The organism is Oceanisphaera avium (genome assembly GCF_002157875.1).
GTDB lineage: Bacteria > Pseudomonadota > Gammaproteobacteria > Enterobacterales > Aeromonadaceae > Oceanimonas > Oceanimonas avium.
In genome coordinates this window covers 338541-365197 of sequence record NZ_CP021376.1, presented here as the reverse complement: position 1 = coordinate 365197, position 26657 = coordinate 338541, and the positions used below count along the sequence as shown (strand labels likewise).

Annotated in this window: 24 protein-coding genes; 16 read left to right on the top strand and 8 right to left on the bottom strand. The window is 47.3% G+C overall.

What is annotated here, in order from left to right; genetic code table 11:
• Positions 1–27: 27 nt before the first annotated feature.
• The gene (locus tag CBP12_RS01715; RefSeq protein ID WP_232455108.1) at positions 28–2175 is read right to left on the bottom strand and encodes a DNA internalization-related competence protein ComEC/Rec2; all 2148 of its coding nucleotides are present in this window, start codon (positions 2173–2175) and stop codon (positions 28–30) included.
• 72 nt (positions 2176–2247) lie between these two features.
• Here CBP12_RS01715 and CBP12_RS01710 point away from each other — a divergent pair, with 72 nt between their 5' ends.
• Complete coding sequence (locus tag CBP12_RS01710; RefSeq protein WP_086962367.1) at positions 2248–2763, top strand: DUF2062 domain-containing protein; 516 nt, start codon at positions 2248–2250, stop codon at positions 2761–2763.
• Complete coding sequence (locus CBP12_RS01705) at positions 2760–3263, top strand: DUF2062 domain-containing protein (RefSeq protein WP_232455107.1); 504 nt, start codon at positions 2760–2762, stop codon at positions 3261–3263. The genes CBP12_RS01710 and CBP12_RS01705 overlap by 4 nt, the downstream gene beginning before the upstream one ends.
• A gap of 83 nt (positions 3264–3346) precedes the next feature.
• Here CBP12_RS01705 and lolE read toward each other — a convergent pair whose 3' ends face one another.
• Genes lolE through CBP12_RS01690 form a run of 3 tightly spaced genes read right to left on the bottom strand, consistent with a single transcriptional unit; the run spans position 3347 to position 6565 of the window.
• Positions 3347–4588, bottom strand: a complete 1242-nt coding sequence (gene lolE, locus CBP12_RS01700) for a lipoprotein-releasing ABC transporter permease subunit LolE (RefSeq protein ID WP_086962365.1) — start codon at positions 4586–4588, stop codon at positions 3347–3349.
• Positions 4588–5361, bottom strand: coding sequence for a lipoprotein-releasing ABC transporter ATP-binding protein LolD (lolD, locus tag CBP12_RS01695; RefSeq protein WP_086962362.1), 774 nt, complete (start codon positions 5359–5361; stop codon positions 4588–4590). The genes lolE and lolD overlap by 1 nt, the downstream gene beginning before the upstream one ends.
• Positions 5354–6565, bottom strand: a complete 1212-nt coding sequence (locus CBP12_RS01690) for a lipoprotein-releasing ABC transporter permease subunit (RefSeq protein ID WP_086962360.1) — start codon at positions 6563–6565, stop codon at positions 5354–5356. The genes lolD and CBP12_RS01690 overlap by 8 nt, the downstream gene beginning before the upstream one ends.
• Before the next feature lie 93 nt (positions 6566–6658).
• Between CBP12_RS01690 and CBP12_RS01685 the strand changes: the two genes are divergently transcribed.
• The 5 genes from CBP12_RS01685 (at position 6659) to CBP12_RS01665 (ending at position 13730) form a co-directional block, all read left to right on the top strand.
• A complete protein-coding gene (locus tag CBP12_RS01685) occupies positions 6659–7231 on the top strand; it encodes a PilZ domain-containing protein (RefSeq protein WP_086965279.1) in 573 nt (190 codons plus the stop codon).
• Positions 7228–10698 carry a transcription-repair coupling factor gene (gene mfd / locus CBP12_RS01680; RefSeq protein ID WP_086962358.1) on the top strand — a complete coding sequence of 1157 codons (3471 nt, stop codon included), beginning with the start codon at positions 7228–7230 and terminating at the stop codon, positions 10696–10698. Before CBP12_RS01685 ends, mfd begins: the two co-directional genes overlap by 4 nt.
• A gap of 198 nt (positions 10699–10896) precedes the next feature.
• A complete protein-coding gene (locus tag CBP12_RS01675; protein WP_086962354.1) occupies positions 10897–12372 on the top strand; it encodes an FAD-dependent oxidoreductase in 1476 nt (491 codons plus the stop codon).
• Positions 12373–12517: 145 nt separating this feature from the next.
• On the top strand, positions 12518–13066 hold the full coding sequence (locus CBP12_RS01670; protein WP_086962352.1) for a YdhK family protein: 549 nt from the start codon (positions 12518–12520) through the stop codon (positions 13064–13066).
• Positions 13067–13154: 88 nt separating this feature from the next.
• A complete protein-coding gene (locus tag CBP12_RS01665; RefSeq protein WP_086962350.1) occupies positions 13155–13730 on the top strand; it encodes a YdhK family protein in 576 nt (191 codons plus the stop codon).
• A 118-nt stretch (positions 13731–13848) separates the two neighbouring features.
• On the opposite strand, the gene yegD is transcribed toward CBP12_RS01665, so the two are convergent.
• On the bottom strand, positions 13849–15207 hold the full coding sequence (gene yegD, locus CBP12_RS01660) for a molecular chaperone (protein WP_086962348.1): 1359 nt from the start codon (positions 15205–15207) through the stop codon (positions 13849–13851).
• Between the two features lie 323 nt (positions 15208–15530).
• On the opposite strand from yegD, the gene CBP12_RS01655 reads away from it, so the two are divergent.
• The 3 genes from CBP12_RS01655 (at position 15531) to CBP12_RS01645 (ending at position 18665) form a co-directional block, all read left to right on the top strand.
• Positions 15531–16844 (top strand): methyl-accepting chemotaxis protein, encoded by a 1314-nt coding sequence (locus tag CBP12_RS01655; protein WP_086962346.1) that lies wholly within the window; start codon positions 15531–15533, stop codon positions 16842–16844.
• Between the two features lie 235 nt (positions 16845–17079).
• Positions 17080–17943 (top strand): YihY/virulence factor BrkB family protein, encoded by an 864-nt coding sequence (locus tag CBP12_RS01650; protein WP_086962344.1) that lies wholly within the window; start codon positions 17080–17082, stop codon positions 17941–17943.
• A gap of 41 nt (positions 17944–17984) precedes the next feature.
• Entirely contained in the window at positions 17985–18665 is a 681-nt protein-coding gene (locus tag CBP12_RS01645; protein ID WP_086962342.1) for an SDR family oxidoreductase, read from the top strand.
• Positions 18666–18758: 93 nt separating this feature from the next.
• On the opposite strand, the gene CBP12_RS01640 is transcribed toward CBP12_RS01645, so the two are convergent.
• The 3 genes from CBP12_RS01640 to cls form a co-directional block, all read right to left on the bottom strand.
• Complete coding sequence (locus CBP12_RS01640) at positions 18759–19184, bottom strand: OsmC family protein (RefSeq protein WP_086962339.1); 426 nt, start codon at positions 19182–19184, stop codon at positions 18759–18761.
• A 118-nt stretch (positions 19185–19302) separates the two neighbouring features.
• Positions 19303–20736 carry an MBL fold metallo-hydrolase gene (locus CBP12_RS01635; RefSeq protein WP_198341834.1) on the bottom strand — a complete coding sequence of 478 codons (1434 nt, stop codon included), beginning with the start codon at positions 20734–20736 and terminating at the stop codon, positions 19303–19305.
• Positions 20737–20906: 170 nt separating this feature from the next.
• The gene (cls, locus tag CBP12_RS01630) at positions 20907–22349 is read right to left on the bottom strand and encodes a cardiolipin synthase (RefSeq protein ID WP_086962337.1); all 1443 of its coding nucleotides are present in this window, start codon (positions 22347–22349) and stop codon (positions 20907–20909) included.
• 474 nt (positions 22350–22823) lie between these two features.
• On the opposite strand from cls, the gene CBP12_RS01625 reads away from it, so the two are divergent.
• The 6 genes from CBP12_RS01625 to CBP12_RS01600 all read left to right on the top strand — a co-directional run bounded on the left by CBP12_RS01625 (position 22824) and on the right by CBP12_RS01600 (position 26642).
• On the top strand, positions 22824–23066 hold the full coding sequence (locus CBP12_RS01625) for a hypothetical protein (protein WP_086962334.1): 243 nt from the start codon (positions 22824–22826) through the stop codon (positions 23064–23066).
• A 35-nt stretch (positions 23067–23101) separates the two neighbouring features.
• Positions 23102–23443, top strand: coding sequence for an esterase/lipase family protein (locus CBP12_RS01620; protein WP_086962332.1), 342 nt, complete (start codon positions 23102–23104; stop codon positions 23441–23443).
• On the top strand, positions 23434–24366 hold the full coding sequence (locus tag CBP12_RS01615; RefSeq protein ID WP_086962330.1) for a hypothetical protein: 933 nt from the start codon (positions 23434–23436) through the stop codon (positions 24364–24366). Before CBP12_RS01620 ends, CBP12_RS01615 begins: the two co-directional genes overlap by 10 nt.
• 141 nt (positions 24367–24507) lie before the next feature.
• On the top strand, positions 24508–25626 hold the full coding sequence (locus tag CBP12_RS01610; protein ID WP_086962327.1) for a baeRF11 domain-containing protein: 1119 nt from the start codon (positions 24508–24510) through the stop codon (positions 25624–25626).
• 177 nt (positions 25627–25803) lie between these two features.
• Positions 25804–26250, top strand: coding sequence for a GNAT family N-acetyltransferase (locus tag CBP12_RS01605; protein ID WP_198341833.1), 447 nt, complete (start codon positions 25804–25806; stop codon positions 26248–26250).
• 110 nt (positions 26251–26360) lie between these two features.
• Positions 26361–26642, top strand: coding sequence for a hypothetical protein (locus CBP12_RS01600; RefSeq protein WP_086962324.1), 282 nt, complete (start codon positions 26361–26363; stop codon positions 26640–26642).
• Positions 26643–26657 lie beyond the last annotated feature (15 nt).

The following is a 26657-nucleotide window of genomic DNA, read 5'->3' as shown; positions in this document are numbered from 1 at the left end:
AACGTCTCTACCTTGAAAAACAAGGCGCTATTCTAACGGTTTAGTGTGCTGCAACCAAGCATTGAGCTGATGATACCAAACTGCCGAGCGGCGATGCGTCATTAAATGCCACTGCTCATCTTGGCTAATGAAGTGCACCATGCCTAGCTCACCGGTTACTAATTGCTCAATATTTTGCTGAGCATAACGCTCTTTCACTGCAGCGCCAGGAAAGCCCCAGCGATTATTAAAACCTGCGGTATGGACGCCCCATCTTGGCGACACCGCTTGAATAAACGCTGAAGTTGAGGAGCTATTACTGCCATGATGGGGGCTGATTAACAGTTGAGATGAAAGCAAGGGTTGGGTTGCTAATAGCGCGTATTCGGCCCGAGCTTCAATATCGCCGGTGAGCAACACCGATAATTGGCCATCACTAATACGCATCACACAAGAGTCATTATTACTGTGTCCCGTCAATTGCACTGGCCACAGTATCGTTAATGACAACCTACCCCATTGCATGTGTTGCCCGGCTCGGCACTTTTGTCCCAAGTGCCACTCGCCCAAACGATGCTTAATAGGCAAGACTTTTGCTAAGTAATCGCGATTACCACTATGGTCTTGGTCATTATGACTGATCACCATATATTCCAGCTCACTCACGCCAAGGCGGCGCAGTAGCGGCAAAATAACAGCATCAGCCATATTAAAACCTGAGCTAAATCGATTACCTGTATCATATAGCAGCGCTTGCTTACCTTGGGTGACTAGCACCGATAACCCTTGCCCCACATCCAGCACTCGCACTTGCCAATGAGGCGCTGGCCATTGCGCTAATAAAGCCACCGTTATCCCTAAGATACTGATACTGCGCGCTCGTGGCAGCAGCAAAAATGGCAATAATAAGAGCGCGAGTATCAGCCCTAGTTGCGCCTCGGTTAGCCATAACCACGGCGATGCTAAAGTATGAAGCGCCTGCAGTAAGCTCATTAGGTGGTGAAGTAAAAAATCTACTAGCCAAAACAAAGCATGACTTAATAAGGGGGCAGGCGCTAATAAAAGCGCCGCCATTAGCAATAAAGGCATTAATAGCACACTAAAAAGAGGAATTAATAACCAATTTACGGGTAAAGATAACCAGCTTAATCCGCCAAATATTAACATCACTAAAGGCAGCAATAATAAGCTCAGCCCCAGTTGTAAACGCCATAAACTGCGTGTTTTTTGCCATGCGGCTAAGGCTAATATGGCCGACACCGCTACCACCGATAACCAAAAGCCTTGATTAAGTACTAACCAAGGTTGAACACTTAACAACAGCGTGCAAGTGGCTAATAAAATGCGCCACCCACTCCAAAATCGCCCCCATAGCCAAATACCTAGCCATAGTACCAACATTAATAATGCCCGCTGTGTAGGCACAGAAAAACCGGCCAGCCAAGCATAAATAAGCGCCAATGCCACTGCGAGTAAGCCGGCTAACCAACGCCGCCCTGTTAAGCGCCCGACTAATAAGCCCAGTGCCGCGACCAAGCCAATATGTAAGCCAGAAATAGCAAATAAATGACTAATCCCTAAGCCCCGTAACAGCTCCCAATCACCCCTCGTTAGCCCACTTCTATCTCCTACTGTTAGTGCCAAAATCCAAGGCTGGGCGGCTAAATGTTGCGTATGCTCTCGTAATGCCTTTACGGCCCTCGCCCGCACGCCTTCATTGGGGGCAGGCGCAGAAGCACTTAATACCCCGCTAATGCTCGCTTGGGCAGTTACCCCTTGGCCCAATAGCCAGCGACTCGAAGCGAAGGTGCCAGGATTATGAAGACCATGAGGCAGGCGTAAACGCGCCACACTTTGGATAACTTGGCCATTTTTGGGCGAGGGTTGCTGACTTTGCCAGTTAAGTAACACTTTGGGTTTAGGGGAAAGAGCTTGACCATTCAGGTGGCTGAGCCTGACAATTAGCTGACTATGATGAGGGCGAGTCGAATGCAGCGCATCGACTTGTGCGACAATAATTTGGCTACGAGTAAATAAAGTGGGATATTGCAGCCAAGAGAGTTGCCAATGGCTAAAGCAGATTGCCCACATTAGCCCTAATAAAAAACAGGCTAGCGCCCTGCGCCGCCCACTCACTACAATTAAGCAAGCGAGCCATAGCCAAGTGTCTGGGCTTGGCAGCCAAGGCCATACCATCAGACTTGATATGCCTAAGCAAAATGCAAAAAGTCGCTTATCCATCCGATAAGTATTGCGGACTTAATTAAAATGCCAAAAAAGTTTCTAAAACGCCTGATGCCCGATCCAGGCACCCTTAAAAATAATAAGTATTTAAAGTTATTAGGGAGTCGTTTACACGACAATAACCTATGGAATTTAAATCGCCAGTCTGCCGCCGGGGCATTTGCGGTGGGTTTATTCTGTGCTTGGCTGCCAATTCCGTTTCAAATGTTAGTCGCTGCGCTATTTGCGATGTTTTTTCGCGTTAACTTGCCGCTGTCTGCCGCCCTAGTGTGGCTGACTAACCCGCTGACTATGGGACCGCTATTTTATTTTGCTTATCGCTTAGGCTCTTTCTTGCTTAATCGTCCTCATCACTACAAACACTTTGAATTAAGCCTATCTTGGCTGAGTAGCGCCATGAGCTCAGCTGCACCGCCGTTTTTATTAGGCTGTATTGTAATGGCCACTGTCAGTGCTGCCACTGGCTATATGGTGATCCATGGTTTATGGCGCTGGACTGTGGCTAAACGCTGGAAACAAAGAAGGCAAAACCGTCTGTGAAGTCGAACTGGCGCAACTGGCTGCGCCAAAAAATGCCCAGCCAAGCTGCCCTGCAACGGCATAAATTCTTAAAAATTTTTGGTACGCGCTTACTTAATGCTGATTATTGGCATTCTAACCGCCACTCTTGTGCTGTTGCGATAGCCGCCGGCTTGTTTGCGGCTTGGTTTCCCTTGCCTATGCATTCTTTTATCGCCATTGGGATTGCCTTACTCTTACGCGGCTACTTGCCCTTAGCTATCACCATGGTGTGGGTGAGTAATCCACTGACCCTAGCGCCTATGATGTACGGCGCCTACCATGTGGGTGCTCGCTTGCTTAACTTGCCCACTCAAGAGCTTAAGCACTTATTCGATCATGACTTTTATAGCCTCGCCTCACCTTTGCTGGTCGGGGCTTTCACCCTCGCCTTACTGTCTGCATTATTAGGTTGGCTACTGACTCACCTTTATTGGCGCTGTAAAATTAGCCGCGCTTGGCAAGCCAGAAAACAGCGCTAGGCGAAGCAAAGGCGAACACAACGCCATAAAAAAAGCCCGACTAACTAAGCGGGCTTTGGGTATCATGAGCTAACGCTGAGCAGTTAAGCCTCGCCTAGCAATTGCCTAGGGAGTAGCTTTCCAGCACGCCAAGCAGGATAGAGAGTAGCAATAAAAATAAGCGCCAGTGCTGAGCCAGTCACTAGCCATAAATCGGCCCAATGAAACTCAGTCGGAATAAAGTCGATAAAATAAATATCTGGATTTAAAAAGCGATGGCCCGTCAAGCGCTCAATGGCGCCTACTATTTCTGATAATCGAGTGGCCAGCAATACGCCAAGTAAAGCGCCTAAAAGCACCCCTGTCACGCCATTAAGTAAGCCTTGCACAATAAAAGCTCCGCGGATCTGCCACGGGCCAGCACCCATGGTTTTTAAAATAGCAATGTCACCTTTTTTCTCATTGACCGCCATCACTAAGGTGGACACAATATTAAAGCTAGCCACGGCCATCACTAATAACAGCACCACTATCATTAAGGTGCGCACCAGCTGAATATCGTGATACACATTGCCTTGGCTTTCCATCCAGCTGCTCACATAAAAACCAACGGGTAAGCCCATCGCGGCATACATAGTAATTTTATCGGCAGCAAGCACGTCATCAACGCGCACATGAAAGCCACTGACGGTGTCTGCTAATCCTAATAACTGCTGGGCATCTGCTAAGTGGGTATAGCCCAGTACGCTATCTAGCTGGCCCCCTAGATTTAAGATGGCCTGTAGCGTAAAGGTGTAGCGCTTAGGGGACGCAAAACCATCACCCCCTACTGCGGGCAATAATAACGACACCTTATCACCGACTTTTAAGCCCAGTTTCTCGGCAATGGTTTTACCTAATATTAAGTCGCGCGCGCCGGGGGTGAGCACCTTTAAGCTTGCGCCCCCTAAATAGGGTGCTAAGTGAGATACTTTTGCTTCTAAATTAGGATCTACGCCCTGAATGCGCACCGCCTTTAAATTAGCACCGCGACTTAATAAGCCCTCTAAGGACACAAAGGGCGCCACGGCCACCACGCCAGGCTCTGCTTCTAATTTGCTTACAATACTTGCCCAGTCACTGACAGGCTGCTTAGCCGCTGTTAATTGGCCATGAGGGATCACAGATAAAATACGATTGTCTAACTCTCGTTCAAAGCCATTCATTGCCGATAAGCCTAAAATTAAAGCACTCACGCCAATGGCAATGCCTAAAATAGAGGCCACCGAAATAAAGGAGATAAAACGATTGCGCCGTTTAGCGCGGCTAAAGCGCCATCCCCAAAATACACTTAAGGGACGAAACATTACGCTTGCTCCTTAGTTGAAATCAGTTTGGCTACTACGAATTGATCTTTTGGCTTTATTTCGCCCTCTTCTAACCAGCGTCCTTCAAAAAGCTGGCCAGGTACTAAGCGGCCATCAACTAACTGACATTGTCGATCAAGGCGTGCCGCCAAATTTAAATCATGAGTAACCACCACTAAACCTGTGCCTAGTTCACTTTGTAGCTCGGCTAATAAAGTAAACACTTGCGCGGCACTGTGTGCATCTAAGTTGCCGGTGGGCTCATCGGCTAAAACTAAGCGCGGTTTATTTACTAAGGCTCGCGCGATAGCAACCCGTTGGCGCTCCCCGCCGGAAAGGGCAGCGGGTCTATGACTTAACCGATGACCTAAGCCCACCCGTTTCAACAAGACTTGGGCTTCGTGCTGGGCCTCTTCTACTGAGCGCCCAGCAATTAATAAAGGCATAGCCGCATTTTCCAAGGCACTAAATTCACCGAGTAAGTGATGGAACTGATAAATAAAGCCTAAATGTTGATTACGAAACTTTGCTTGGGCGCGTGCGCGCATTTGATGCAAGTCTTGATTTTCAATTAGCACCCGCCCACTAGTAGGCGCATCTAAGCTACCTAATAAATGCAGCAAGGTGCTTTTACCTGAGCCTGAGCTGCCTACCACGGCTAAACTTTCGCCTTGTGCTAATTGCAAACTCACGCCATCTAAAATAGTAATGGGCTCGGCCCCATCTAAGTGAGTTTTAGTTAGCTTTTCAACGACCAAAAGAGGGTTATTCATAACGCAATGCCTCGGCAGGATGAACGCGCGATGCCCGCCACGCCGGATATAGGCTGGCCAGCACGCAAAGAAGTAAAGTAGCAATCAATACCAAAGTTAACTGGAGAGGCAATAACAGCACCGGTAAGCTGCTCCCGCCAGCGGCACCATAGAAGTTAAGACCCAGCACATTAAGGATGGCGTCTAAATTTAGGCACGTCACTAAACCCAAAGCAAACCCTAAGATGCTGCCTAGCACGCCACTAAAGCCGCCTTGGATCATAAACACCGCCATAATACGCACCCGGCTCAAGCCAAGAGTTTGTAACATGGCAATTTCAGCTTCTTTATCCGTCACCACCATCACCATGGCTGATAAAATATTAAAGGCGGCCACCAACACAATGAGTGCTAGCATTAAACTCATTAGCCGTTTTTCCATGGCCACGGCTTGAAACAACTCACCTCGGCTATGCTGCCAGGTCTCATAGATTAAGTCCTCGGGCAAAGCGGGCAGCGCCGAGATAGCAAAAGGGTCATCTAACCACAAGCGAAGCCCCGTTGCCTGATTAGGCGCATAGCGTAATAAGCGCTTAGCATCTTCTAAACGACTAATAATAAGTTGGTTGTCGATATCGGTACCGGTACTAAAGGTGCCTACTACAGTAAATAAGCGCTGGCTGGGCACGCGACCAAGGGGCGTAAAGCGACTGCCCTCGGTCACGGTAACTCGCACTTGGTCACCTACTTCAAGCCCTAAGTTTTGCGCAACAGCGGCCCCCATTACTAGGCCATAAGGTAAATACTCAAAATATTCCCGAGTGCGGGAGTCAAGCCGTTGTAAAATACGGTCTTGCTGATTAGAGGGGTCTATGCCATATAACTCCACGCCCGTTAAATGACGCGGACCTTGCACCATGGCCTCGGCGCGAATAAAGGGGGCATTGGCTACCACCATTTTATGATCAGCAAATAAGCTCTGATATTGTTCAGGCTCAGCCAGCTTTCCATTAGCCTGCGTAACGATGGCGTGAGGAATAACACTTAATAAGCGGTCTTTAAGCTGTTGCTCAAAACCGTTCATGACTGAAGACACCACTATCAGTGCCGCCACACCTAATAGAATACCGATAGTTGAAAAGCCAGATACAAAAGAGGCAAAGCTGCGCTGGCCCCGAGCACCTGCATAGCGTAAGCCTAACATTAACGTCAGGGGTTGAAACATGGTCTACTCATCCGTTTGGTAAAGAGTTTTACTTAAGCCCGCAAGTTGCGGAATAATAAAGGTATGTGAATGGCGCAACAAGAGCAGCGAACAATGGCAGAACCTTATTTCAGCATTGAGTATCGTGCACAAGTTAATTTATGTCCCTTGGCTGAAGGGGAATCTGTGCCCGACGCCGAGCGCTTAGAAAACGAAATTCCCGCTCCCTTTAAGCTTATCAGTGAAGTCACTCGCATCGATACCCATAACGCGCGCTTGTTGCGTAACCTCGATGAGCATGCCAGCGACTTAGTAGAGATCATTAATTTACAATCACGTAAGATTGATTTAGTACTGAGTTATGTTTTAGCTCATGAAGATGAAGCTCACGAGCGTCATCATACCTTAACGCTGGGTGGAGGCGGTTTTACTTTTATGTCGCCTACGCCTTGGGTTGACGGAGCATTATTACGCTTTAAGCTATTTTTACCCGAGTTATCGGTAGCAATATATGGCTATGGCCAAATAGCAGCTCAAAGCGAGCCTTATCATTATCGCTGTGATTTTAGTGCGTTGCGCGAACAAGACCGCGACGCTTTAATTCGCGCCAGTTTGCAACTGCAAGCTAAACAATTAAAAGCCCGCGCCGAACGCCGCGCCCAACGAGACGACTCTATTTCCTCATGATCCAGATAGCCAGCCCTACCCCCAGACCCAAAGCCAGCCTTGGCCAACTGCTTGGCAGCAGCTTAAGTCTCGCCATCGCGCAACAGGTGATCCGCGAGCAGCAATGGGTGCTGTTGGTGGTGCCGGATACGCCTACAGCACTGCGCTTAGAACTAGAAGTACGCCATCTACTCAAGACACACAGCAGTGCTAGTGATCCCTTGCCGGTGCAGTTATTTCCGGATTGGGAAACGCTGCCCTATGATCAGTTTTCACCGCACCAAGATATTATTTCTCAGCGCTTAGAAACACTCTATGGCATACCCGCCCTAAAGCGCGGCGTATTAATTGTGCCCATAACTACTTTAATGCTGCGCACTCCCCCAAGAGCCTGGCTAGAGCAAAATAGCTTACTATTAAAAACTGGCGATAAACTCGATATGCACAGTTTGCGCTCCCGCCTAGAGCGCGCAGGCTATCGCGCCGTAGAGCAAGTGTTAACTCACGGCGAATATGCAGCGCGCGGAGCCCTACTCGACTTATATCCCATGGGCTCGGCACAGCCATTTCGTATTGATTTTTTTGATGATGAAATTGATACCCTGCGCCCGTTTGATCCCGACAGCCAACGCTCACGAGAAACGGTGGAGGCAGTGCGTCTCTTGCCCGCCCGAGAGTTTCCAACCGATGCCAACGCCATCGAGCGCTTTAGAGGCCAGTACCGTGAGCGGTTTACGCTGCGTAATGAACCTGAGTCTTTGTATCACAGAGTTAGCCAAAGCCAATTTCCGGCGGGCATAGAGCACTATTTTCCGCTATTTTTTGAACATACCGAAACGCTGTTTAATTCGCTGCCCGAGTCGCTCTTAGTGCTTACGGTCGATGACTTAAGTGCCCCCGCTGAAACTTTTTGGCAAGACGTACAAGCGCGTTATGAAGACAGACGCTACGACACTATGCGTCCTATCTTGCCGCCTGCAGAGCTTTATCTGAGCCCCAACGAAGTATTAGCGCAATTAAATCACTATCCGCAACTGCAACTAAGTCACACTCCGGTACTTGAAAAAGGCGATCGCCTTAATGCGCCTATCAGCCCGCTGCCAGAGCTAGAGATTGAACACCAAAAAACTCAGCCTCTAAGTCGCTTACTGGCTTTTTGCCAAGAATTTACAGGCCGAGTGCTATTTTCAGTTGAAACAGCCGGTCGTCGCGAAGCCTTAATTGAGTTGTTCGCTGGCTCCGCCATTAAGCCTTGGCCTTATAACAGTCTGGATGAGTTTAGTGCTGGCAAAGACCCCTTTGGTTTATTAGTAGGCCCGCTGTCTCAAGGCTTTATTTTACAGGCCAAGGCCGCTAAAAATAGCGTGGCGCTGATTTGTGAAGGCGACTTACTCGGCGGGCGGGTTATTTCTCGTCGGCGCCGTGAAAAGTCTAAAAGCATTAACCCCGACACCTTAATTCGTAATTTAGCCGAACTCTCGATTGGCCAGCCGGTAGTGCACCTAGACCATGGCGTGGGCCGCTATACCGGTTTACAAACCTTAGAAGCCGGCGGTCTCACCTCAGAATACTTAACGCTGGAATATGCGGCGGGCGATAAACTGTATGTGCCGGTTACCGCACTGCATTTGGTGGGGCGCTACAGTGGCGCCGACGATCCTAGCTTAAATAAATTAGGTAACGAGACTTGGGCAAAAGCCAAAGCCAAAGCGGCAGAAAAAGTCCGCGATGTAGCGGTTGAGCTATTAGATGTTTATGCCAGACGTGCCGCTCAGCCGGGCCAAGCCATGGCTCATGATAAAGCTGCGTATCGCCAGTTTGCCGACTCTTTCCCTTTTGAAGAAACTGACGATCAACTGAGGGCGATTAACGCCGTACTCACCGACATGACGCAGCCTAAAGCCATGGATCGCTTAGTCTGTGGCGATGTCGGCTTTGGTAAAACTGAAGTGGCGATGCGCGCCGCTTTCGTGGCCGTACACCATGGTAAACAAGTGGCGGTATTAGTCCCCACCACTTTATTAGCACAGCAACACTTTGATAACTTTAGAGACCGATTTGCTAACTGGCCGGTGCGCATTGAGATGATCAGTCGCTTTAAAACCGGTAAAGAGCAAGATAAAGTGTTGGCAGCGATGGAAGATGGCAGCCTAGATATAGTGATTGGCACCCATAAGCTATTAAGCAAAAATATTCGCTTTAAAGACTTAGGCTTGTTAATTGTTGATGAAGAGCATCGCTTTGGCGTGCGTCAAAAAGATCAAATTAAAGCGCTGCGCGCCGATGTGGATATTTTAACTCTCACCGCCACGCCAATCCCACGCACCCTTAATATGGCCATGGGCGGCATGCGCGACTTATCCATTATTGCGACGCCCCCCGCTAAGCGCTTGGCCGTAAAAACCTTTGTTAAAGAATCAGATCCCGCCACCATTCGTGAAGCAATTTTACGCGAGCTAAAGCGTGGCGGCCAAGTGTATTACTTACATAACGATGTACAAACCATAGAGCATACTGCAGAGCACTTAGCCACCTTAGTGCCCGAAGCGCGCATAGCCGTGGCACACGGGCAAATGCGTGAGCGCGAATTAGAGCGCGTAATGACCGATTTTTATCATCAGCGTTATAACGTCTTACTCTGCTCCACTATTATTGAAACCGGTATTGATGTACCCACGGCTAACACCATCATTATGGACAGAGCCGATAAACTCGGTTTAGCACAATTACATCAGTTACGTGGCCGTGTGGGGCGCTCTCACCATCAGGCCTATGCTTATTTGCTCACGCCTCATCCTAAGCGCATGACTAGCGATGCTAAAAAACGTCTGGAAGCCATCTCTGCATTAGAAGATTTAGGCGCAGGCTTTGCACTGGCAACCCATGACTTAGAAATTCGAGGCGCCGGCGAGTTACTCGGGGCCGAGCAAAGTGGCCAGATCACAACTATTGGCTTTAGTTTATATATGGAAATGCTCGAGCAGGCGGTAAAAGCGCTGCAATCTGGCAAAGAGCCCAATCTTGATCAGTTATTGCGCAGCCAAACTGACGTTGAGCTGCGAATTGCGGCGCTATTACCTGAGGATTATATTCCTGATGTGAATATGCGTTTATCTATGTATAAGCGTATTGCTACCGCCGAAGACGACGCTCAACTTCGCGAGTTACAAGTCGAGCTTATTGACCGTTTTGGCTTATTACCTGAGCCCAGTAAAAACTTAATGGCGCTAGCCAGCCTTAAATTAAGAGCCAATCCGCTAGGTATTGAGAAAATTGATGCCAGTGCTAAGGGCGGCAATATCACCTTTAGCCAAGATGCGCCTATCGACCCTATGTTCTTAGTGGGGCTCTTGCAAAGCCAACCGCGAGTCTACAAAATGGACGGGCCTACCAAGCTTAGCTTTGCGATCCCAAGTCATGATGCGCCGACGCGCTTAGCACTAATTAATGACTTATTAACCGAGCTAAGTAAGCATCAAACCGCGTAAAAAATGCGCTGTACGCTCGACGCCGTACGAAAAACCTAAACGCCGTCTGTTTATATTTTGGCTTTTACCTTGCACGGATAGCTTACGGCGTAACGCGTACCGCCGTGTTTTAGCTCCCAAAGACGGAATAAATTTATCGCCCGCCGCCCGCCATTGTGGGGCGGCAGCGTTTTACTTTGATCATTTTCTAGAGAGTCAATGAACACACACCCTTGTTATGCCGTCATGCAACGCCCGCTTACTGTCGGTATTTTAGGAGGCGGCGTTGCGGGGGCCACAGTGGCACTGCGCTTAGCCGACTTAAGGATCAACACCCTGCTAATTGAAGCAAGTAACGGCTTGCTCAATGGTCCCCCTGTATGCCATTTACATGCTGGCGGCAATTTATACCGAGAAATTAGTGACCAGCAATGTTTAACGCTGTTGCGCCAATCCATTGCTTCTGTGCGCGCCTATCCTCATAGCATTAATCACAGGCCCACCGTCATTGCCACTCCAGTCGCTGACCAAGGGGATGTCAACACGCTCTTGGCGCGCCTTAAGCAAGTGTCTCAAGAATATGCCCGTTTAGTAGCCCAAGATCCCGCCAATAAAGTGCTGGGCGAGCCAGAGGATTACTATCGCCTGTTTAGTCGTGAACAATTTATGGCCCTTGCTCAGCGCCCGCTGCCAAAGGTGGCACACAGCCATGAAGATTGGCTGATCCCCTTGGCGCATCACATTGATGTTAATAGCTTAAAGTTCCCGCTGATCTTGGTACAAGAATACGGCTGGAGCTTATTTCGCATGGCTGCTACCGCCACGCTTGCCTTACAAAACAGTCCCCATTGCCAGTTATTACTCAATACCCGCGCCACACACGTCACCCCATTAAACGAGGGCTGGCAGATTACTAGCCACAGCCCAACTGGCAGCCAGACTCATCAGGTGGATTTTTTAGTTAATGCCTGTGGTTTTCGCACCGGTCTAGTGGATGATATGGCCGGATTTACCCGCCAGCGCTTAGTAGAATATAAAGCCGCGTATGTGACTCATTGGCCCAGTGCCGGCGACTGGCCGGAAGTGATTTTTCACGGGCCCAGAGGTACACCAAAAGGCATGGCCCAATTAACGCCCTACCCCAATGACGTATTTCAATTACACGGCATGACTGAGCACATCACCTTATTTAAAGACGGGCTTGTTAAAAGTGATGCCAGCAGTGCCCAGCCCCAGCTTCCCCGCGTGTACCAAGAACAAATTGATCATGGCTGGCAACAGGTCGATATTGAAGCGCGCACTCAAGGCGCTATTGAGCATATAGCGCGTTTAATTCCACGTTTTGCCAGTGCTAAAGTGGCGGGTAAGCCTTTATTTGGCGCACAGCAAATTCCCGGCACAGATCCTTCGTTGCGCGCGGCGGATGTGTCTTTTGAAGGAGCACATTATGCCCGAGTGGAAATTGTCAAAGCGTCTTCTGCACTCACCGCCGCCGATCGCATCGTCACTCAATTAATTGAGCAAAGTGGGATAATACTGCCCCAGCTTGATAACACGAATGGCTCTCTACCAGCTACCTTGGCAATCACGCAGCGCTATAGCGCCTCTGAGGTAGAAGCATTGGCACTTAGCTTGGCCAGCACGCGCGGTTATCCGAGCGCTTTGGCATTAATTAGAGACACTTTGGCTAAATAGCGCTTAGGTGCGCCAACTTCTGCCTGAGTAAATAAGCGACTTTTAGCAGGCCACGTCAGTGGCATCTATACTGAAGTAGTTTGAGTCGGGCGAGGACTCAATTAATCAGTAAGCCACCTGTGCGCCACTTAAAAAGGAGAGTGCCATGAAGAAGACCTTGTTAATACTGGGTGCAGCCTCAGCATTAATACTGGCCGGCTGTGATGAAAGTAAAAAGCCTTATGAGCCAGAATTAGACACTGAATATAATACCGAAATGAAGTCCCCCACTAACCAAGACGAAATGGGCGATTATACGGTTGCCGAAAATCCCACTTTTCCTATTGGCACCACCGTTATTATTAAAAGTGAACACAATAAGGGCATGAAAGATGCCAAGGCGACTATAGTGGGTGCTTATGAAACGGTCGCCTATTCTGTTACTTATAAGCCCAGCAATGGCGAGCCAGAAATCAGTGACAGCAAATGGATTGTCGATGAGGAAATTGTGGATGAAAACGATGTTGCCTTTGAAGTGGGCGATAAAGTCACCACCACAGCTAATCGTCAACCTGGGATGCAAGGCACTGAAGTAACGATAGAAACGGTGAGGCCCACTACCGTATATATGGTTGATTATGTAGATAGCACGAACGATAAAAAAGTCAGTAACTATAAATGGCTAATTGAAGATGAATTAATTAAAGAAAAATAAGTATAGCTATCTAAAAAGCACGCAAGGTCGTGCTTTTTTAATGCTTACTCACTAAATATCATTTAACCTTCGCCAGCACGAGGTAACAATGAAAAAATTATTGCTTACTTTTAGCATCAGTACGGCACTTTTATTAGCCGGTTGTGATAATAACTCCTCTCCACCCGATCCGGCCCCCATCACTAAGTCACAACCCGCATCGACTAACCCACCCGCAAGTGATGTTACTCACCTACATACTGCAAGTAACGGTGACTTACCCAATCCTCTTAAAAAGGCCGACAATCCTAAATATCCAATAGGCAGTACCGCCACCATCACTACTGACCATATGGCCGGCATGGAAGGCGCTAAAGCCACCATAGTCGGCGCCTTCGATACCGTGGCTTATTCGATTAGTTACACCCCCACCACCGACGGCGATAAGGTCAAAGATCATAAGTGGATCATTCACGAAGAAATAGTGGATGCCAAAGATCCAGCTTATAAAAAAGGCGACAAAGTAATGACTTCTGCCGATCATATGAACGGCATGGAAAACGCCGAAGTCACTATCGACTCAGCCGAAAAAACCACTGTCTATATGGTGGATTACCAAGACACCCAAAATGGCGAACAGGTTAAAAACCATAAATGGGTGACCGAAGATGAGTTAGAAAAATAAGCCATTAAGTACCCAGTGACTATGAGCATTTAAAAGGTATGGCTATTTAAAAAGGTATGAGCCGTGTTCATGCCTTTTCCTTTGCTTGGCTTTTAGTCAGCGCAGGCAGCTGAATAGCTTAAGCAAATATTTTATTTGCCCAGCGGGTTAACCCTGCGGTGACACTGCCAAAATGATCGCCAATAACGAGGGGCCTATTGGGAAACTGTTGTTGTAAAAACGCATTTAAGACCGGCGATTTTGCAGTACCGCCGGTCACAAACACCACATCGGGCTCACAGCCTGCTTGAGCAATAGCCTCCGTCATCAGTGCGCTAATGGCGTTGAGTTCGCGGTTACAGGCTTTAGCAAAGCCCTCTCTATCTACAGTTACGCTTAAGTCCGCATCGATATCCGATAAGTCCACCCGCTGCTCTAGGCTATCCGTTAAGCCGATTTTGCTTTGCTCGGCGGCGTTCACCACTCGATAGCTAAGTTTGTTCTTTTGCACCTTTAATAAACGACTAAGCAACTCAGGCTGTTCGGCATCGCGGAGCAGTTGCTCTAAGAAGCGCGCGTTAGCAGCACTGTAAAATTGGGTTTGGTTATGAATATTGTTAATCGACACCGCTTGCCAAAAGCTATTGGCAGGGACGGGCTTAGCGCTTTTTAATACGCTGTCTAAACCAAAGCTTGGCATGATGCCTTTGAGGGCCAAGGCGATATCAAAATCATTACCGCCCACCCGCTCACCGCTATGGCTTAATAAGTGGGCACTTCTATCTGGGCTTGCCGCTTGCTGTGGCCCCATCAACAGCATAGAGCAGTCGCTAGTACCGCCGCCAATATCGACCACTAATACCCGCGTCTCTTGGCTTAAACCCGCTTCATATTCAAAACCAGCGGCCACTGGCTCAAATTGAAACTCCACGTCTTTAAAGCCCACCCGTTTGGCGGCCTTGGTTAAAATATCAATGGCTTGGCGATTACTTTCTGCACCGCGTAAACCTTGAAAGTTGATCGGCCGACCTATGACAGTTTGGCTGACACTACGGCCTAAGCGGGCTTCGGTAAGGGTTTTAATGTTGCTCATCATGGCCGCCACTATGTCTTCAAATAGCTCAGCTTGTTGTGGCAGCAAACCGGTGGCACCTAAGAAAGATTTAGGAGATTTAATGTAATAGCCTTCGTCCGGCTCTTGCAGATAATCATTTAGCGCTTGTTGGCCAAAAGACAGTTCCGTAGGCATGCCATCGAGCACTAATTCGCGCAAGGCACCCTGCCCTTTTTGTAATTGGCGAGCCCGTTGCTGCTGAAAGTGCTGTTGTGCGGTAGGAGTCAGCTGTTTATGCAGCCAGTTCACAATCATATCTCGACTCGGTGCATACAAAGTAGATGCGATGTAACGGCCATGCTCGCCTAAGCTCAATAACTTAGGCGCGCAGTTATGCATCACGCCCACCGCGCAGTTTGAAGTCCCGTAGTCAAATCCGATCATGTTGAAACACCATTTTGAAAACTAAAGAAATTCGTGAGCTTATATCGCTATTAAGTCGTTTAACCACGAGCGAAGACACTACTAATGCAGCGCTACTATAGCGAAAAGAGAGCGTATTAATGAAGGAAAGCAGCTTTTGTGTGGTTTAAAAAATGGCTTACTCTCGTAAAAAATAACACGCACTATTTAGTCGCTACTCACAGCTCAACATAAGTTGGGTATAAAGTCTGCAGGCGAAAAGTGTGAGCAGACGCTATCAATCGGACTCAAGAGCCAGACTAGTCTGCCGATAACTCCCTATTCTCCTTGATTGGAATGCCCTGATGTTTAACCGCCGCCTTAAAAAAGAACACCAAGACCAGCGTGAAGAATTAGCCATTCTCCGCCAGCTCGCCGCCCAATTGGATCGGGGCATGTTGTCGATCAAGTTAAATAGCCAATTCGCTATCACTGATGTTAATCAAGCCTTTGCCGATACGCTCGGTTTGCAACGAGAGCAGCTGCTAGGACGGCCTTTGTCGGAGATAGTGCCCTCATATGTGACGAAACTTCCCTGCTTTCGTAACTTTAATAAAGCCATGGTCGAGTTCACACCGGTTAGCGACGACTATCGCTACTTGCGCGGCGATGGCTCTCTGGCGTGGTTAAATATTGAATGGCTGCCGATACGCGGCACAGACGGCAAACTTATTTGCGTGCAAGGTTATGGCAAAGAAGTAAGTCAAAAAATAGAAAGTGCTAAAGAAAGTGAGTCTTTCATTAATGCACTGATCCGCTCCACCGCTGTTATACAGTTCAATTTAGATGGCACTATCATTACTGCTAACGAGCAATTTTTGCAGGCCATGGGCTATCGCTTAGAACAACTCATTGGTAAGAATCACCGTATCTTTTGCTCCTTAGAAGAAGCCGCTTCGCCTGAATATACGGCTTTTTGGAAAAAGCTAAATAGTGGTGAGTACGTGGCGGATCGTTTTAAACGGATTGACAGTAGCGGCTCTGACGTTTGGCTGGAAGCCACTTATAATCCGGTTTATGACGCCGAGAACAACCTTCATAGAGTCGTCAAGTTCGCTAACCTTGTTACCGAGCAAGTGGCACGAGAAACCCAAGTCCGCGAGGGGGCAGGCGTGGCCTTTGATGTTTCACAACAAACCGATGTCAGCGCCAAAAAAGGAGCTGTGGTCGTGCAACAAACGGCCGAGACTATGCACCAAATTGCTGCACAAATGCAGGCAGCTACCGAAAGTATTGAGGCGCTAGGCCAACAGTCTCTGCAGATCAATACCATAGTGCAAACCATTGGTGGCATTGCAGAGCAAACTAACTTGTTGGCGTTAAACGCCGCGATTGAGGCTGCCAGAGCGGGGGAGCAAGGTCGTGGATTTGCGGTCGTGGCTGACGAGGTGCGAAAGCTTGCCGCTCATACTAGTGCTGCCACGGCAGAGATTGTCAGCGTTGTTGAAAAAAATCAGGCGCTATCAGATGAGGTTATGCGTCACATGCACAGCTCTCGAGAAAAAGCCGAACAAGGCCTAGAGCTAGCAAATCAGTCGGGCAGCGTGATTGTAGAAATACAAGAGGGAGCGAAACAAGTAGTAGACGCAGTAGGTCGCTTTGCTAATGAGCTGCACTAGGGTGCTCGCGAACAGGCTCAAAATAATGTGATCACTTAGCATAGGTGATAACAGTGATGACTCTGTTAATGGGTTAGTTAGCTAATTTATGGGCAAGTTTGCCCATAAATTGTCGCAGCGACTCAACTTATTCACGAAATAAGGCCTAGCTTGGAGTTTTAGCGCGTAAGACAGGAATAATTTCTAATTTGTGGCAGGCTTAAGGTATCTCACTTATTTAACCAGGCGAGTAACCATGGCCCGTCTTACTCAATACCCTGCTCGTCCCGTTCATTTATTACGCCAGCTAGCCAGTTTTATGTGGCGAGTAATACGCCACTTTCTTAGTAATCATGGTGTGTTATTGGCCGGAGGTGTAGGTTATAACGTTTTACTCTCCGCCGTGCCTATGTTGGCGTTACTGACCGTGTTACTCACTAAAGTGGTAGACGAAAGCCAATTACTTGAAGTCATGGCTATACAAACCCAGCACTTTGCGCCCGCACATGCCAGCTTATTACTGGATGCGGTACAGGCTTTTTTAAACTCCCGAGACATCATTGGCATTGTGGGCGTCCCCATTATGTTATTTTTCAGCTCTTTTGCCTTTCGTATGCTTGAAGAGTCGTTAGCTATTATTTTTCATCGAGTTAAAACACCACGGCGCCGTTTTTGGATCTCCGCTATTTTGCCCTATGCTTTTATTTTAATTTTAGGCGCCGGCTTATTAGGGCTAACTTTAGTCTTTAGTGTAATTAATGCGCTCTATGAGGCGCCCAGTTTATTATTATATGTTATTAGTTTTATGGGCGTCTTTATGTTATTTAGCGCTATTTATAAGGTGCTGCCTATTGTACATATTTCCTCAAAGCGTGCGTTAGTAGGCGGGCTAGTAGCCGCTATTTTATGGGAAGCCACACGGCTGTTATTAATGTATTACTTTATTAATATCTCGTTTGTTAACGTTATTTATGGCTCTTTAGCAACGATTATTGTGATCTTAATTAGCTTAGAGGTATCTTCGATCATTTTGCTATTAGGTGCCCAAGTCATAGCCGAGCTTGAGCGCAGTGAGCGCCATGGTTTACCTTGGTATATGGCTCCTCCCCTTAAAGAATAAATACCAGACTTATTTATCTCATCTTCAAGAAGGAAATAAACATGAGTGCTGAAAAAGTTATTCTTATTACCGGCGCTTCAAGTGGTATTGGTGCTGCCACCGCTGTTCAATTAATAACGGCTGGTCATAAAGTCGTTATTACGGCGAGAAGCACCGATAAACTGGAAAAAATGGTGGCGCGTTATGGCCAAGAGAACGTTTTAGCAGTAACAGCAGACGTCGCCAAATTCGAGGACATGAAACAGGTGGTCGCCAAGGCGAAAGAAAAATTTGGTCGTTTAGATGTGGTATTTGCTAATGCAGGCACTGGCGTTAATACACCCGGTATCGAACAAGGGAGGATTGATGAGTGGCAAACCATGCTAGATGCTAATATTAATGGCTTGCTCTATACTGCTAAAGCCAGTTTAGGCGCATTAAAAGAAAGCCAAGGACAGTTTATTATTAGCAGCTCCGTAGCCGGAAAAATAACATTAAGCGGCTCGGTTTATGGCGCCTCTAAATGGTTTGCCTATGGCTTTGGTCAAAACTTAGCAGCGGAAATGGCCGAGTGGCAAGGCCGCTGTACTATTATTTGCCCAGGCATGGTGAATACACCCTTTTTTGATGAAGCTAAACCCGATAAGTTAGCACCAGAAGATGTGGCTAACGCGGTCGTTTTTGCCATTAATGCGGATGTACGCAGCGATATACGAGAGATAACGGTGCTGCCTACGCGCTAAATAACCAACATAGCGAGGGCAATTAATACCGTCATTAACCACACTATGGGTGCTGGTGCTAAAGAGCACCCATAGTAAAGCGCTCACATGTTATTAGTTTTGCAAGGTTGCGTCTAAGGTAATGTCGGTATTTAGCAGCTTAGAAATAGGACAACCCACTTTGGCTTTATCCGCTATCTCTGCAAATTTTTCTTGACTGATACCAGGGATGCTTGCCGTCATCACCAGGCGTACAGCAGTTACGGTAAAGCTGCCGTTTTGCTCTTCTATGGTGACCGTGGCTTTGGTGTCTATGCTGTCAGGTGTAAAGTTTTCTTCGCCCAGTAACAGCGAAAAAGCCATAGAGAAACAACCTGCATGGGCTGCGCCCACCAGCTCTTCAGGGTTAGTGCCTGGGGTATCGCCAAAGCGGGTATTAAAACCATATGGATTCTCTTTAAGCGCTCCGCTTTCGGTTGAGATAGTGCCTTTACCTGTTTTTAGATCGCCCTGCCAGTGGGCCGATGCTGTTTTATTCATGAGCTTTTCCCTCTTAGACTACGAAATAAAGTCGGCTATCGCCGACCCCAAGAATAGAATTGGACAATACATGAGTGATGTAGGTTCAGTTACTTACGTTAATAACGTTCGCTTTTCTTTAAGTCAGGTCTTCACTAAGTGGGATCACCACTTCCGTGTCGGGTAGTAAAGCTTGCAACTTAGCCTGTAGCACTTGCTTAGCATAGATTTCACCGTGAACTAGGCGAATTTGTTTAGGCGCAGGTTCGAGGCTTAAGGCAAAGTTAATTAAATCACTTTGACCACCGTGTGCGGAGTAACCGTTGAGATTATGAATGTGCGCATTGATCTCAAAACGCTCATTATCTAGCTCTACCCACGCCTGATGTGTTAAAGACTCAAGGCTATTTGCGCCTTCTCCCGCTTGAGAGCCTTGTTCTACTATCACTCTGCCTGGCGTGTCTTGTGCTTGAAAACCCACAAAAATAATATGACTACTGGCTTGGGGTAAAAACTCTTTAAGATAGTTAACTACCCGCCCACCGGCACACATACCGGAGCCGGCAATCACTACCGCAGGCTTATTCGACTTAAGTAAATTCTCAAGACACAACAGATGATCGTCATGACCGTCGATAATGGTAAGTTGCTCAAAGCTTAGGGGCTGGCGCCCTTGTTTAAGCAAATCGCGGGCCTCTTGGCGCCAATAAGGAGATAAGTGGCGATAAAGTTCGGTAATTTTAGCCGCCAGCGGCGAGTCTAAAATAACTTCAAGATTTTTCCAGGCATAATCAGCGACTAATCTCTCATTAGCAAAGTCGTGCAACAGACTTTCAAACTCATAGAGTAACTCTTGAGTACGGCCTAAGCTAAAAGCCGGAATAATCACCAACCCACCGCCACTCAGCCCTTGCTCAACCGCCGCTTTTAAGCGCAAACGGCGATCGATGCGACTCTCATGATCTTTATCGCCATAGGTACTTTCTAGCACTAATATTTCGCCTTTATGGGGTGGCGTGCTATCAACAACCAAGGGGGAATGCGGCGCCCCTAAGTCGCCACTAAAAACTGCCCGCTGACCGTTAGCGTCAACTTCAACATAAGCAGCACCCAATATATGCCCCGCATGTTGAAATCTAAATTTAATATCGGTTCCGAGTAGCGGTTGCCACTGATCGATGGCCAGCGTACGCAGTTGGCGCTCAAGGTGTTTTAATATTTGCTTGCTCAGCGCTTTAGTATGGCGAGTGCTAAATTTAAGCGCATCTTCCAACATGGCGGGCAGCAAGACCGCCGACGCTGGGGTACAAAAAATGGGGCCTTTAAAACCCGCCATTAAGAGATAAGGAATGCGCCCAATATGATCCGCATGCACATGAGTCACTACCAAGGCGCGAATATGCTCAATTTCAAAATCAATATCTAGATCTTCACGAAAATCCGTGCCTTGAAATAAGCCACAATCAATTAAAATGCCTGAGTCCCCTACCCGCACCTCATGGCAAGAGCCGGTTACCCCCAGTACGCCGCCGTGGTGCTTGATAGACAGGCTGCTTTCGCTCGACATGGTCATAATGACGCCCTCGCACTCAAGAAGTACTCAACAAAAACAAGCTTAGCAAGAATAGTTGCCCATTAAGTGCGCGGTGATCACTAATCTTGTTGATATCAGTCACAAAGAGATACGCGCCCTCGCAGCTCACTACACGCCTAGCTCGACGCTTACGATTAGCGTTTGTTTAGCTACAAAATAGGGCCTATGGTGGCAATCACATTATTCCAAATGCGTCGCGAATAAGGCCAAGCTAACACGGTACTTAAAGCTACTTGCTCTGACTGATCAATATAGGTGTATTGGCGCGCTCGAATCGCTTGCGTGGTAGCTAAGTCTTGCAGCAAAATATTATTTTCGTAATTTAAATCAAAACTGCGTAAGTCCAGATTTGAAGAGCCGATTAAGCTGACACAGCCATCCATGGTTAAGGTTTTTGCATGCAACAACCCTCCTTTAAACTCATAGATAATACAACCTGCATCAAGGAGCTGATGGTAATAACTGCGACTGGCCGCTGACACCACCCAGCTGTCATTGATTTTAGGGTAAATTAAAGTGACGGCCACTCCCCGATGGGCAGCTGCGCACAATGACTCTAACAACGCAGCATTTGGCACAAAGTAAGGAGTAGAAATAATCAGCTCCGATTCGGCGCTAGCAATAAGGTTGGCAAACAGTTGTGGGGTAGCGCCGCGACGCTCTGTAGGCCCAACTCCCATGACTTGTGCAGCAAATCCTTGAGGATTGGGTTGGGCAGTTAGCTTGCTAGTGAGGTTAAAATATTCAAGAGATTGGCCAGTAGCCTGCATCCAATCGCTAATGAAGAGCAGTTGATTTTGCGCCACCACAGGGCCTTTAAAGCGCAGCATAATATCAATCCAAGGCCCGTATTTTGCTTTAGGTAGAAATTCGGGATCCGCTGAGTTACGACTACCACAATAGGTAATACGCCCATCAATCACGGTGATTTTTCGGTGATTACGCAGATCGAAGCGGCTTAAAAATAGCGTGCGCAGTAAGTTTTTAAAAGAAAGCGCCACCGCCAACTCCACACCAGCTTGATGCATCTGTTGCCATAGCGCCGACTTAATTAAGGCTCGCGAGCCTAAGCCATCTGCCATGGCTCGACAAATGACACCCCGCTGTGCGGCGCGGATCAGTGCCGCTGCCAGTGCGTTGCCCGTGTCATCATTCAGCCAAATATAATATAAAACATGGACATGCTCGGTGGCCCCATCTATGTCTGCTATTAGGTGATTAAGGGTGTCATCCCCATCCGCCATTAGCTTAGCGGTGTTTCCCGCTAGGGTATGAAAGCCATTAATAGAGCCGGCATAGCGAAATGCGGGACGATAAATGGCTTTTATTAAGTGTTCGACTTGATCTTTTTTACCCAAGAAATCTTGAGCCTGGGTTCTGATTTCATCAAATACTTGATCATGGCGCTTAACGGCCCGCTTACCGATATCAATTTCGCCAAATAAAAAATAGGCTGCAATGCCAAAATAAGGCAAAACGTTTAGCACGATAAACCATGCCAATCGTCCAGGAGGAGATAAATCATCTCGCAATAGAATGCGCCCGGTAAAGGTGAGCACTAACAAAAAGTGCAGTAGTACAACCAAGCTCATTGATGTGTTATCCATGTTTATTTAATGCTAAACCCAGCGCTTAGCTTACTGTCTTTAAGCCGCCTTTATTGGCGTCTTCTCACTATTTAAACAATAACATGGAACTGAACCGCAATCAGCATTGGCGCTTAGCTTCCTTAACACCGCACAAAACCACTTAGCTTAAGGTGGCGCCATGTAAGCAGCTATGAGTCATAAAAAACAAGTAATATAAAAATATTAAATAAACCACTGCTCGCTAAGCAAGATATTATTAATAATACGTCGTATTGTTTAAATATTTTCGCTAGTAAAAACTATCTTTGATAATTTCATGTAAATAAGCGCGTTTATTACATATATCACCGGCAATCTCTGCTAATAAAAATAATATAGATGTTTAAATTATGACGGCGTTAGTCATGTTCACCGCGCTAAATATGTGTCAACTTAGTAGGTAAGGAGTTGACTTACTTTCGACCTAAGGAGACAGCAATGCCAACAACGGCCGTCATGCAAGCACCCAATTACCCGATTATTTATATCCGCGGTTTTGCTGCCACTTTGGCTGAAATAGATGAGGCCACCGCCGATCCTTATATGGGCTTTAACAGAGGCTCAAGTGTGTTACGCCAAAATTACCAGCGCCAAGCCATTTCTTTTATTTTTGAGTCCCCCTTGCTGCGCCTGATGAAAGACCACGGCTATATCGATGCTTTTCAAGGGGAGGTTACTTAGACACCCCGGGGCAAGTCGATGCTAAGTCGGTATGGGTGTTTCGTTATTATGAGCAAGCCTCTCGCTTATTAGGCAGTGGCGAGCGCGTCACCATAGAACAATTTGCTCTGGATTTGCGCCGTTTTATATTACAAGTAAGAGAGGCCACCTGCGGTCAAGATAAGGCACGCCAAGCCGCTTTTAAAGTGCATTTAGTGGCGCACTCTATGGGCGGCTTAATTGCGCGTTGTTATTTACAAAATATTTGCCGTTATGGTGCGCCTACCGCTCATGAAAACGCAGAGCTTGAGCTCTCCTATAAAGGAGATAACCCCCATTATGTAGAAAAACTCTTTACCTATGGTACCCCCATAATGGCGTGGATATCATGGGAATAAATGTGCCTAATTTAGGCGCGCTTGATAAGTTTCACTTAGCTAATTTTTCACAAAACCGAATGCGAGACTACTTAAAAATCAGCGATAAGACAGTCCCAGTTAATTCCTTAGACGGTGCACTGGCGACCAATAAATGTTTTTGCTTTATCGGCGCTAATTACAAAGATTATGACGCCTTTTTTAATCTAGCTCGGCGAGTGAATGGCCCCAGTAGTGATGGCTTAGTGATGATGGCGAATGCGTATATTCAAGATGCGCCGCGGGCGGTGGCCTATCGCAGCCACTCTGGCCATTTTGGCTTAGTGAACTCCGAAACGGGTTATCAAAACTTGCGGCGGTTTTTATTTGGCACGCTACACATTAATGCCAAATTACAGGTTCACACATTAACACTGCCTAAAGGCGTACAAGAAAAATACGATAATAATGCGCAAGTCCGCGGCTCTTATTACTTTGACACGGTTACGGGAGTGCGTGCAGGCCCAAATTATGTGTTGCATGAGCGCCGATATGAGCAAGAGTCTGCTTTGGTGCGTAGTTATGACGAGCTGATCAAAAATAAGCAGCCCGTTTATTTATTTACGGGTTATCTCACGCCCTTAGCAAGGGATGCTCACGATAGTGCCTTAATGTTTATGATAGATATGGGGGTGCGGATTCCGCTGTTTGAAGTGGATCGTAAGTTTTGGTTCGCAGAACACTTTGAAGGCTTTATGTACCAAGAACAAATTACCCTAGCCATTCGCACTAACACCATTCGCTATGGCTTTTCTCTTAAAGACGGAATTGGCAATGCGCCTCATAGTGCGCCCATTGACCTAGAAAATGATAAAAGAATAGTTCGTATCCCGCTTGGCACGGCAGCCAAGGCACGGCCCGGCTTTCAAGGAGAGCTAGTGCTAACCGTAGCGCCTTGGGGCTAGCTAAACAGGGTGTGGCATGGCTGTTGGCATGCCCTATCACGACAACTTTGTTCGTGCTCTTTGTTAGTTTGTTAGACAAGGGTTTTGTTATGTCTAGCCTATGCTATGGTTAAATCTCCACCACTTGCTGGAGTTTTGTTGATGTATTACTTAGACCTACCGAGCGTCGAAGAAATCGGCAACCTAAACCTAGTTCGCTCAGATGCGAGCGTGTCTATTTATTTAGCCACCACGCCACTTAGTCGTGAGACCGAGCAAAGCCGAGTGACGCTGAATAATTTGGTAAAAGCTGCCGTTAAGCAATTAACTGCTGCGGGCATAGATAAAGCGCGCATCCAGTTATTACAACAGCAATTTGATGAACTCTTGGCCGATAAAGAGTTTTGGGATTTTCAAGCAAACAGTTTGGCCATTTTAGCGAACCCCGACTCCCTGCGTACCTACCGCTTAGCGAACAAATTACAAAGCTCGGTAGAAGTAGCGGACCGCTTTCATCTTAAACCCTTATTAAGAGCCCTCACCTTCCCTCACTCTGCCTATATCTTGGCACTCTCAGAAAATGCGGTACGCTTAGTACAAGTCTCCCCAGACTTACCGGCTAAAGAAGTAGCAGTGCCTAATTTGCCCGAGGATGCCGCCGATGCCACCAATAAACTCATCGATAAAGATCATACTGGCACCGGCAATAGACCGAGTGGACAAGCGCACAATACCTACTTAGCTAACTATGTACGCAAGATTAATACTGCTCTTAAGCCGGTATTGTTGCACAGTAATAGCCCGCTTATTTTAGCTGCCACCCAACCGATCGATGGCATCTTTCGCTCACTTACTCGCTTAAAAGTGTTAGCGGAGAGTATTAATGGCAACCCAGATAAAGTGACCGCCGCCGATTTAGCCAGTGCTGCACGTCCCATCTTAGATAAACATTATCAATGCCAAATTGATGACTTTAAACAATTGTTTATTGAACGTACGGGGCAAAAACGCACCACCACCGATATCTCAGATGCGGCTCGCTTAGCGACGTTTGGCGGTATTGAGCGTTTGCTGGTGGATATAGAGGGAGTCGTAGTAGGTACCGTAGATGAGGATACAGGGGAAGTGAGTTTTGCTGGTGAAAATGATGCCGTGCAATATGGCATCGTCGATGAAATTAGTTGTCGGGCTTTGCGCACCGGCGCTAAAGTGATGGCGGTGCGAAAATCCGACATCCCTGGTGGCCATGACTTAGCCGCCATTACCCGCTATCCCGTTTAACGCCCTACCCTTAGCTCCCACAGCCACTGGCTGTGGGAGCCATGACTTTATTACATCTTCCACTCCCTGCTCGCTACCGCAATAACGTCCCTTCCCTTGGGTTATAATCAACCACTCATCGAGTGACTTTATTGTCACTGGTGCTCACTTTTACTCAGCCTATAAAGAAGGTAAGCCATGACTGTTTATACTTCCTCAACACTGTGTATTCGTCTTATTGATTGGCAAGACACTATCGCCATTCGCCACCAAGTGCTGTGGCCTCATAAAGCGCCTGCTTTTTCTAAAGTGGATAATGATGAACAAGGGCTTCATTTTGGTGCATTTATTGGAGAGACATTAGTGGGTGTGGCCTCGGTATTTATTGAGGGCCATCGCGCGCGCTTAAGAAAATATGCCACCCTCAGCGACTTTCAAGGCCAAGGTATCGGCAGCCAAGTGCTTAATGCTATTTTTGCTGAATTAAAACGCTATCCCGTCAGCTACTTTTGGTGTGATGCGCGCGAGTCTGCTATTGGCTTTTATCAACGATTTGGCATGCAGGTAGAAAGCGAGCGTTTTTATAAAAGCGCGGTGGCTTACGTGAAAATGGGTTGTGCTTTACCTGATGGTCAGACCAATTAAATGCATTTATAATGCATATTTTTATGGCGTCATGATTAGTGTCACATTATGCTGGGTACTAGGAGGTTAAGCTGTAGATTATGCAGTAAGCCTAACGTTAGGAGGCTTAAATGACCGATAAAAAAGTAATTCGTTGGCTCAAAATACTCATGATATTTGGGTTTGCATTAATCATCTTAGGCGCATACTTACATCTGAGTGATTATACCAAGGCCATGGGTGTACAAGGCATATTACTCAGCGCCGGCTGTGTTGCTGTGGGCATGGTATTGTCACTCCCGACCAAGATGTATTTAACCTTCGTTTTTATGAATCGCGAGAATGATAAGAGCAGCGCCCGACGCTTAGCCTCTAGCGCCGAGCGAGAAGAAAAAGCGAAAACGAGATCCTAATATTAGGGGCAAGTC

What these genes read in the sequence shown, in the direction of transcription:
- CBP12_RS01715 (WP_232455108.1), bottom strand. Translation starts at nt 2,175, where the DNA reads ATGGTATGGCCTTGGCTGCCAAGCCCAGACACTTGGCTATGGCTCGCT.
- CBP12_RS01710 (WP_086962367.1), top strand. Translation starts at nt 2,248, where the DNA reads ATGCCAAAAAAGTTTCTAAAACGCCTGATGCCCGATCCAGGCACCCTT.
- lolE (WP_086962365.1), bottom strand. Translation starts at nt 4,588, where the DNA reads ATGTTTCGTCCCTTAAGTGTATTTTGGGGATGGCGCTTTAGCCGCGCT.
- lolD (WP_086962362.1), bottom strand. Translation starts at nt 5,361, where the DNA reads ATGAATAACCCTCTTTTGGTCGTTGAAAAGCTAACTAAAACTCACTTA.
- CBP12_RS01690 (WP_086962360.1), bottom strand. Translation starts at nt 6,565, where the DNA reads ATGTTTCAACCCCTGACGTTAATGTTAGGCTTACGCTATGCAGGTGCT.
- CBP12_RS01685 (WP_086965279.1), top strand. Translation starts at nt 6,659, where the DNA reads ATGGCAGAACCTTATTTCAGCATTGAGTATCGTGCACAAGTTAATTTA.
- mfd (WP_086962358.1), top strand. Translation starts at nt 7,228, where the DNA reads ATGATCCAGATAGCCAGCCCTACCCCCAGACCCAAAGCCAGCCTTGGC.
- CBP12_RS01675 (WP_086962354.1), top strand. Translation starts at nt 10,897, where the DNA reads ATGAACACACACCCTTGTTATGCCGTCATGCAACGCCCGCTTACTGTC.
- CBP12_RS01670 (WP_086962352.1), top strand. Translation starts at nt 12,518, where the DNA reads ATGAAGAAGACCTTGTTAATACTGGGTGCAGCCTCAGCATTAATACTG.
- CBP12_RS01665 (WP_086962350.1), top strand. Translation starts at nt 13,155, where the DNA reads ATGAAAAAATTATTGCTTACTTTTAGCATCAGTACGGCACTTTTATTA.
- yegD (WP_086962348.1), bottom strand. Translation starts at nt 15,207, where the DNA reads ATGATCGGATTTGACTACGGGACTTCAAACTGCGCGGTGGGCGTGATG.
- CBP12_RS01655 (WP_086962346.1), top strand. Translation starts at nt 15,531, where the DNA reads ATGTTTAACCGCCGCCTTAAAAAAGAACACCAAGACCAGCGTGAAGAA.
- CBP12_RS01650 (WP_086962344.1), top strand. Translation starts at nt 17,080, where the DNA reads ATGGCCCGTCTTACTCAATACCCTGCTCGTCCCGTTCATTTATTACGC.
- CBP12_RS01645 (WP_086962342.1), top strand. Translation starts at nt 17,985, where the DNA reads ATGAGTGCTGAAAAAGTTATTCTTATTACCGGCGCTTCAAGTGGTATT.
- CBP12_RS01640 (WP_086962339.1), bottom strand. Translation starts at nt 19,184, where the DNA reads ATGAATAAAACAGCATCGGCCCACTGGCAGGGCGATCTAAAAACAGGT.
- CBP12_RS01635 (WP_198341834.1), bottom strand. Translation starts at nt 20,736, where the DNA reads ATGACCATGTCGAGCGAAAGCAGCCTGTCTATCAAGCACCACGGCGGC.
- cls (WP_086962337.1), bottom strand. Translation starts at nt 22,349, where the DNA reads ATGAGCTTGGTTGTACTACTGCACTTTTTGTTAGTGCTCACCTTTACC.
- CBP12_RS01625 (WP_086962334.1), top strand. Translation starts at nt 22,824, where the DNA reads ATGCCAACAACGGCCGTCATGCAAGCACCCAATTACCCGATTATTTAT.
- CBP12_RS01615 (WP_086962330.1), top strand. Translation starts at nt 23,434, where the DNA reads ATGGGAATAAATGTGCCTAATTTAGGCGCGCTTGATAAGTTTCACTTA.
- CBP12_RS01610 (WP_086962327.1), top strand. Translation starts at nt 24,508, where the DNA reads ATGTATTACTTAGACCTACCGAGCGTCGAAGAAATCGGCAACCTAAAC.
- CBP12_RS01605 (WP_198341833.1), top strand. Translation starts at nt 25,804, where the DNA reads ATGACTGTTTATACTTCCTCAACACTGTGTATTCGTCTTATTGATTGG.
- CBP12_RS01600 (WP_086962324.1), top strand. Translation starts at nt 26,361, where the DNA reads ATGACCGATAAAAAAGTAATTCGTTGGCTCAAAATACTCATGATATTT.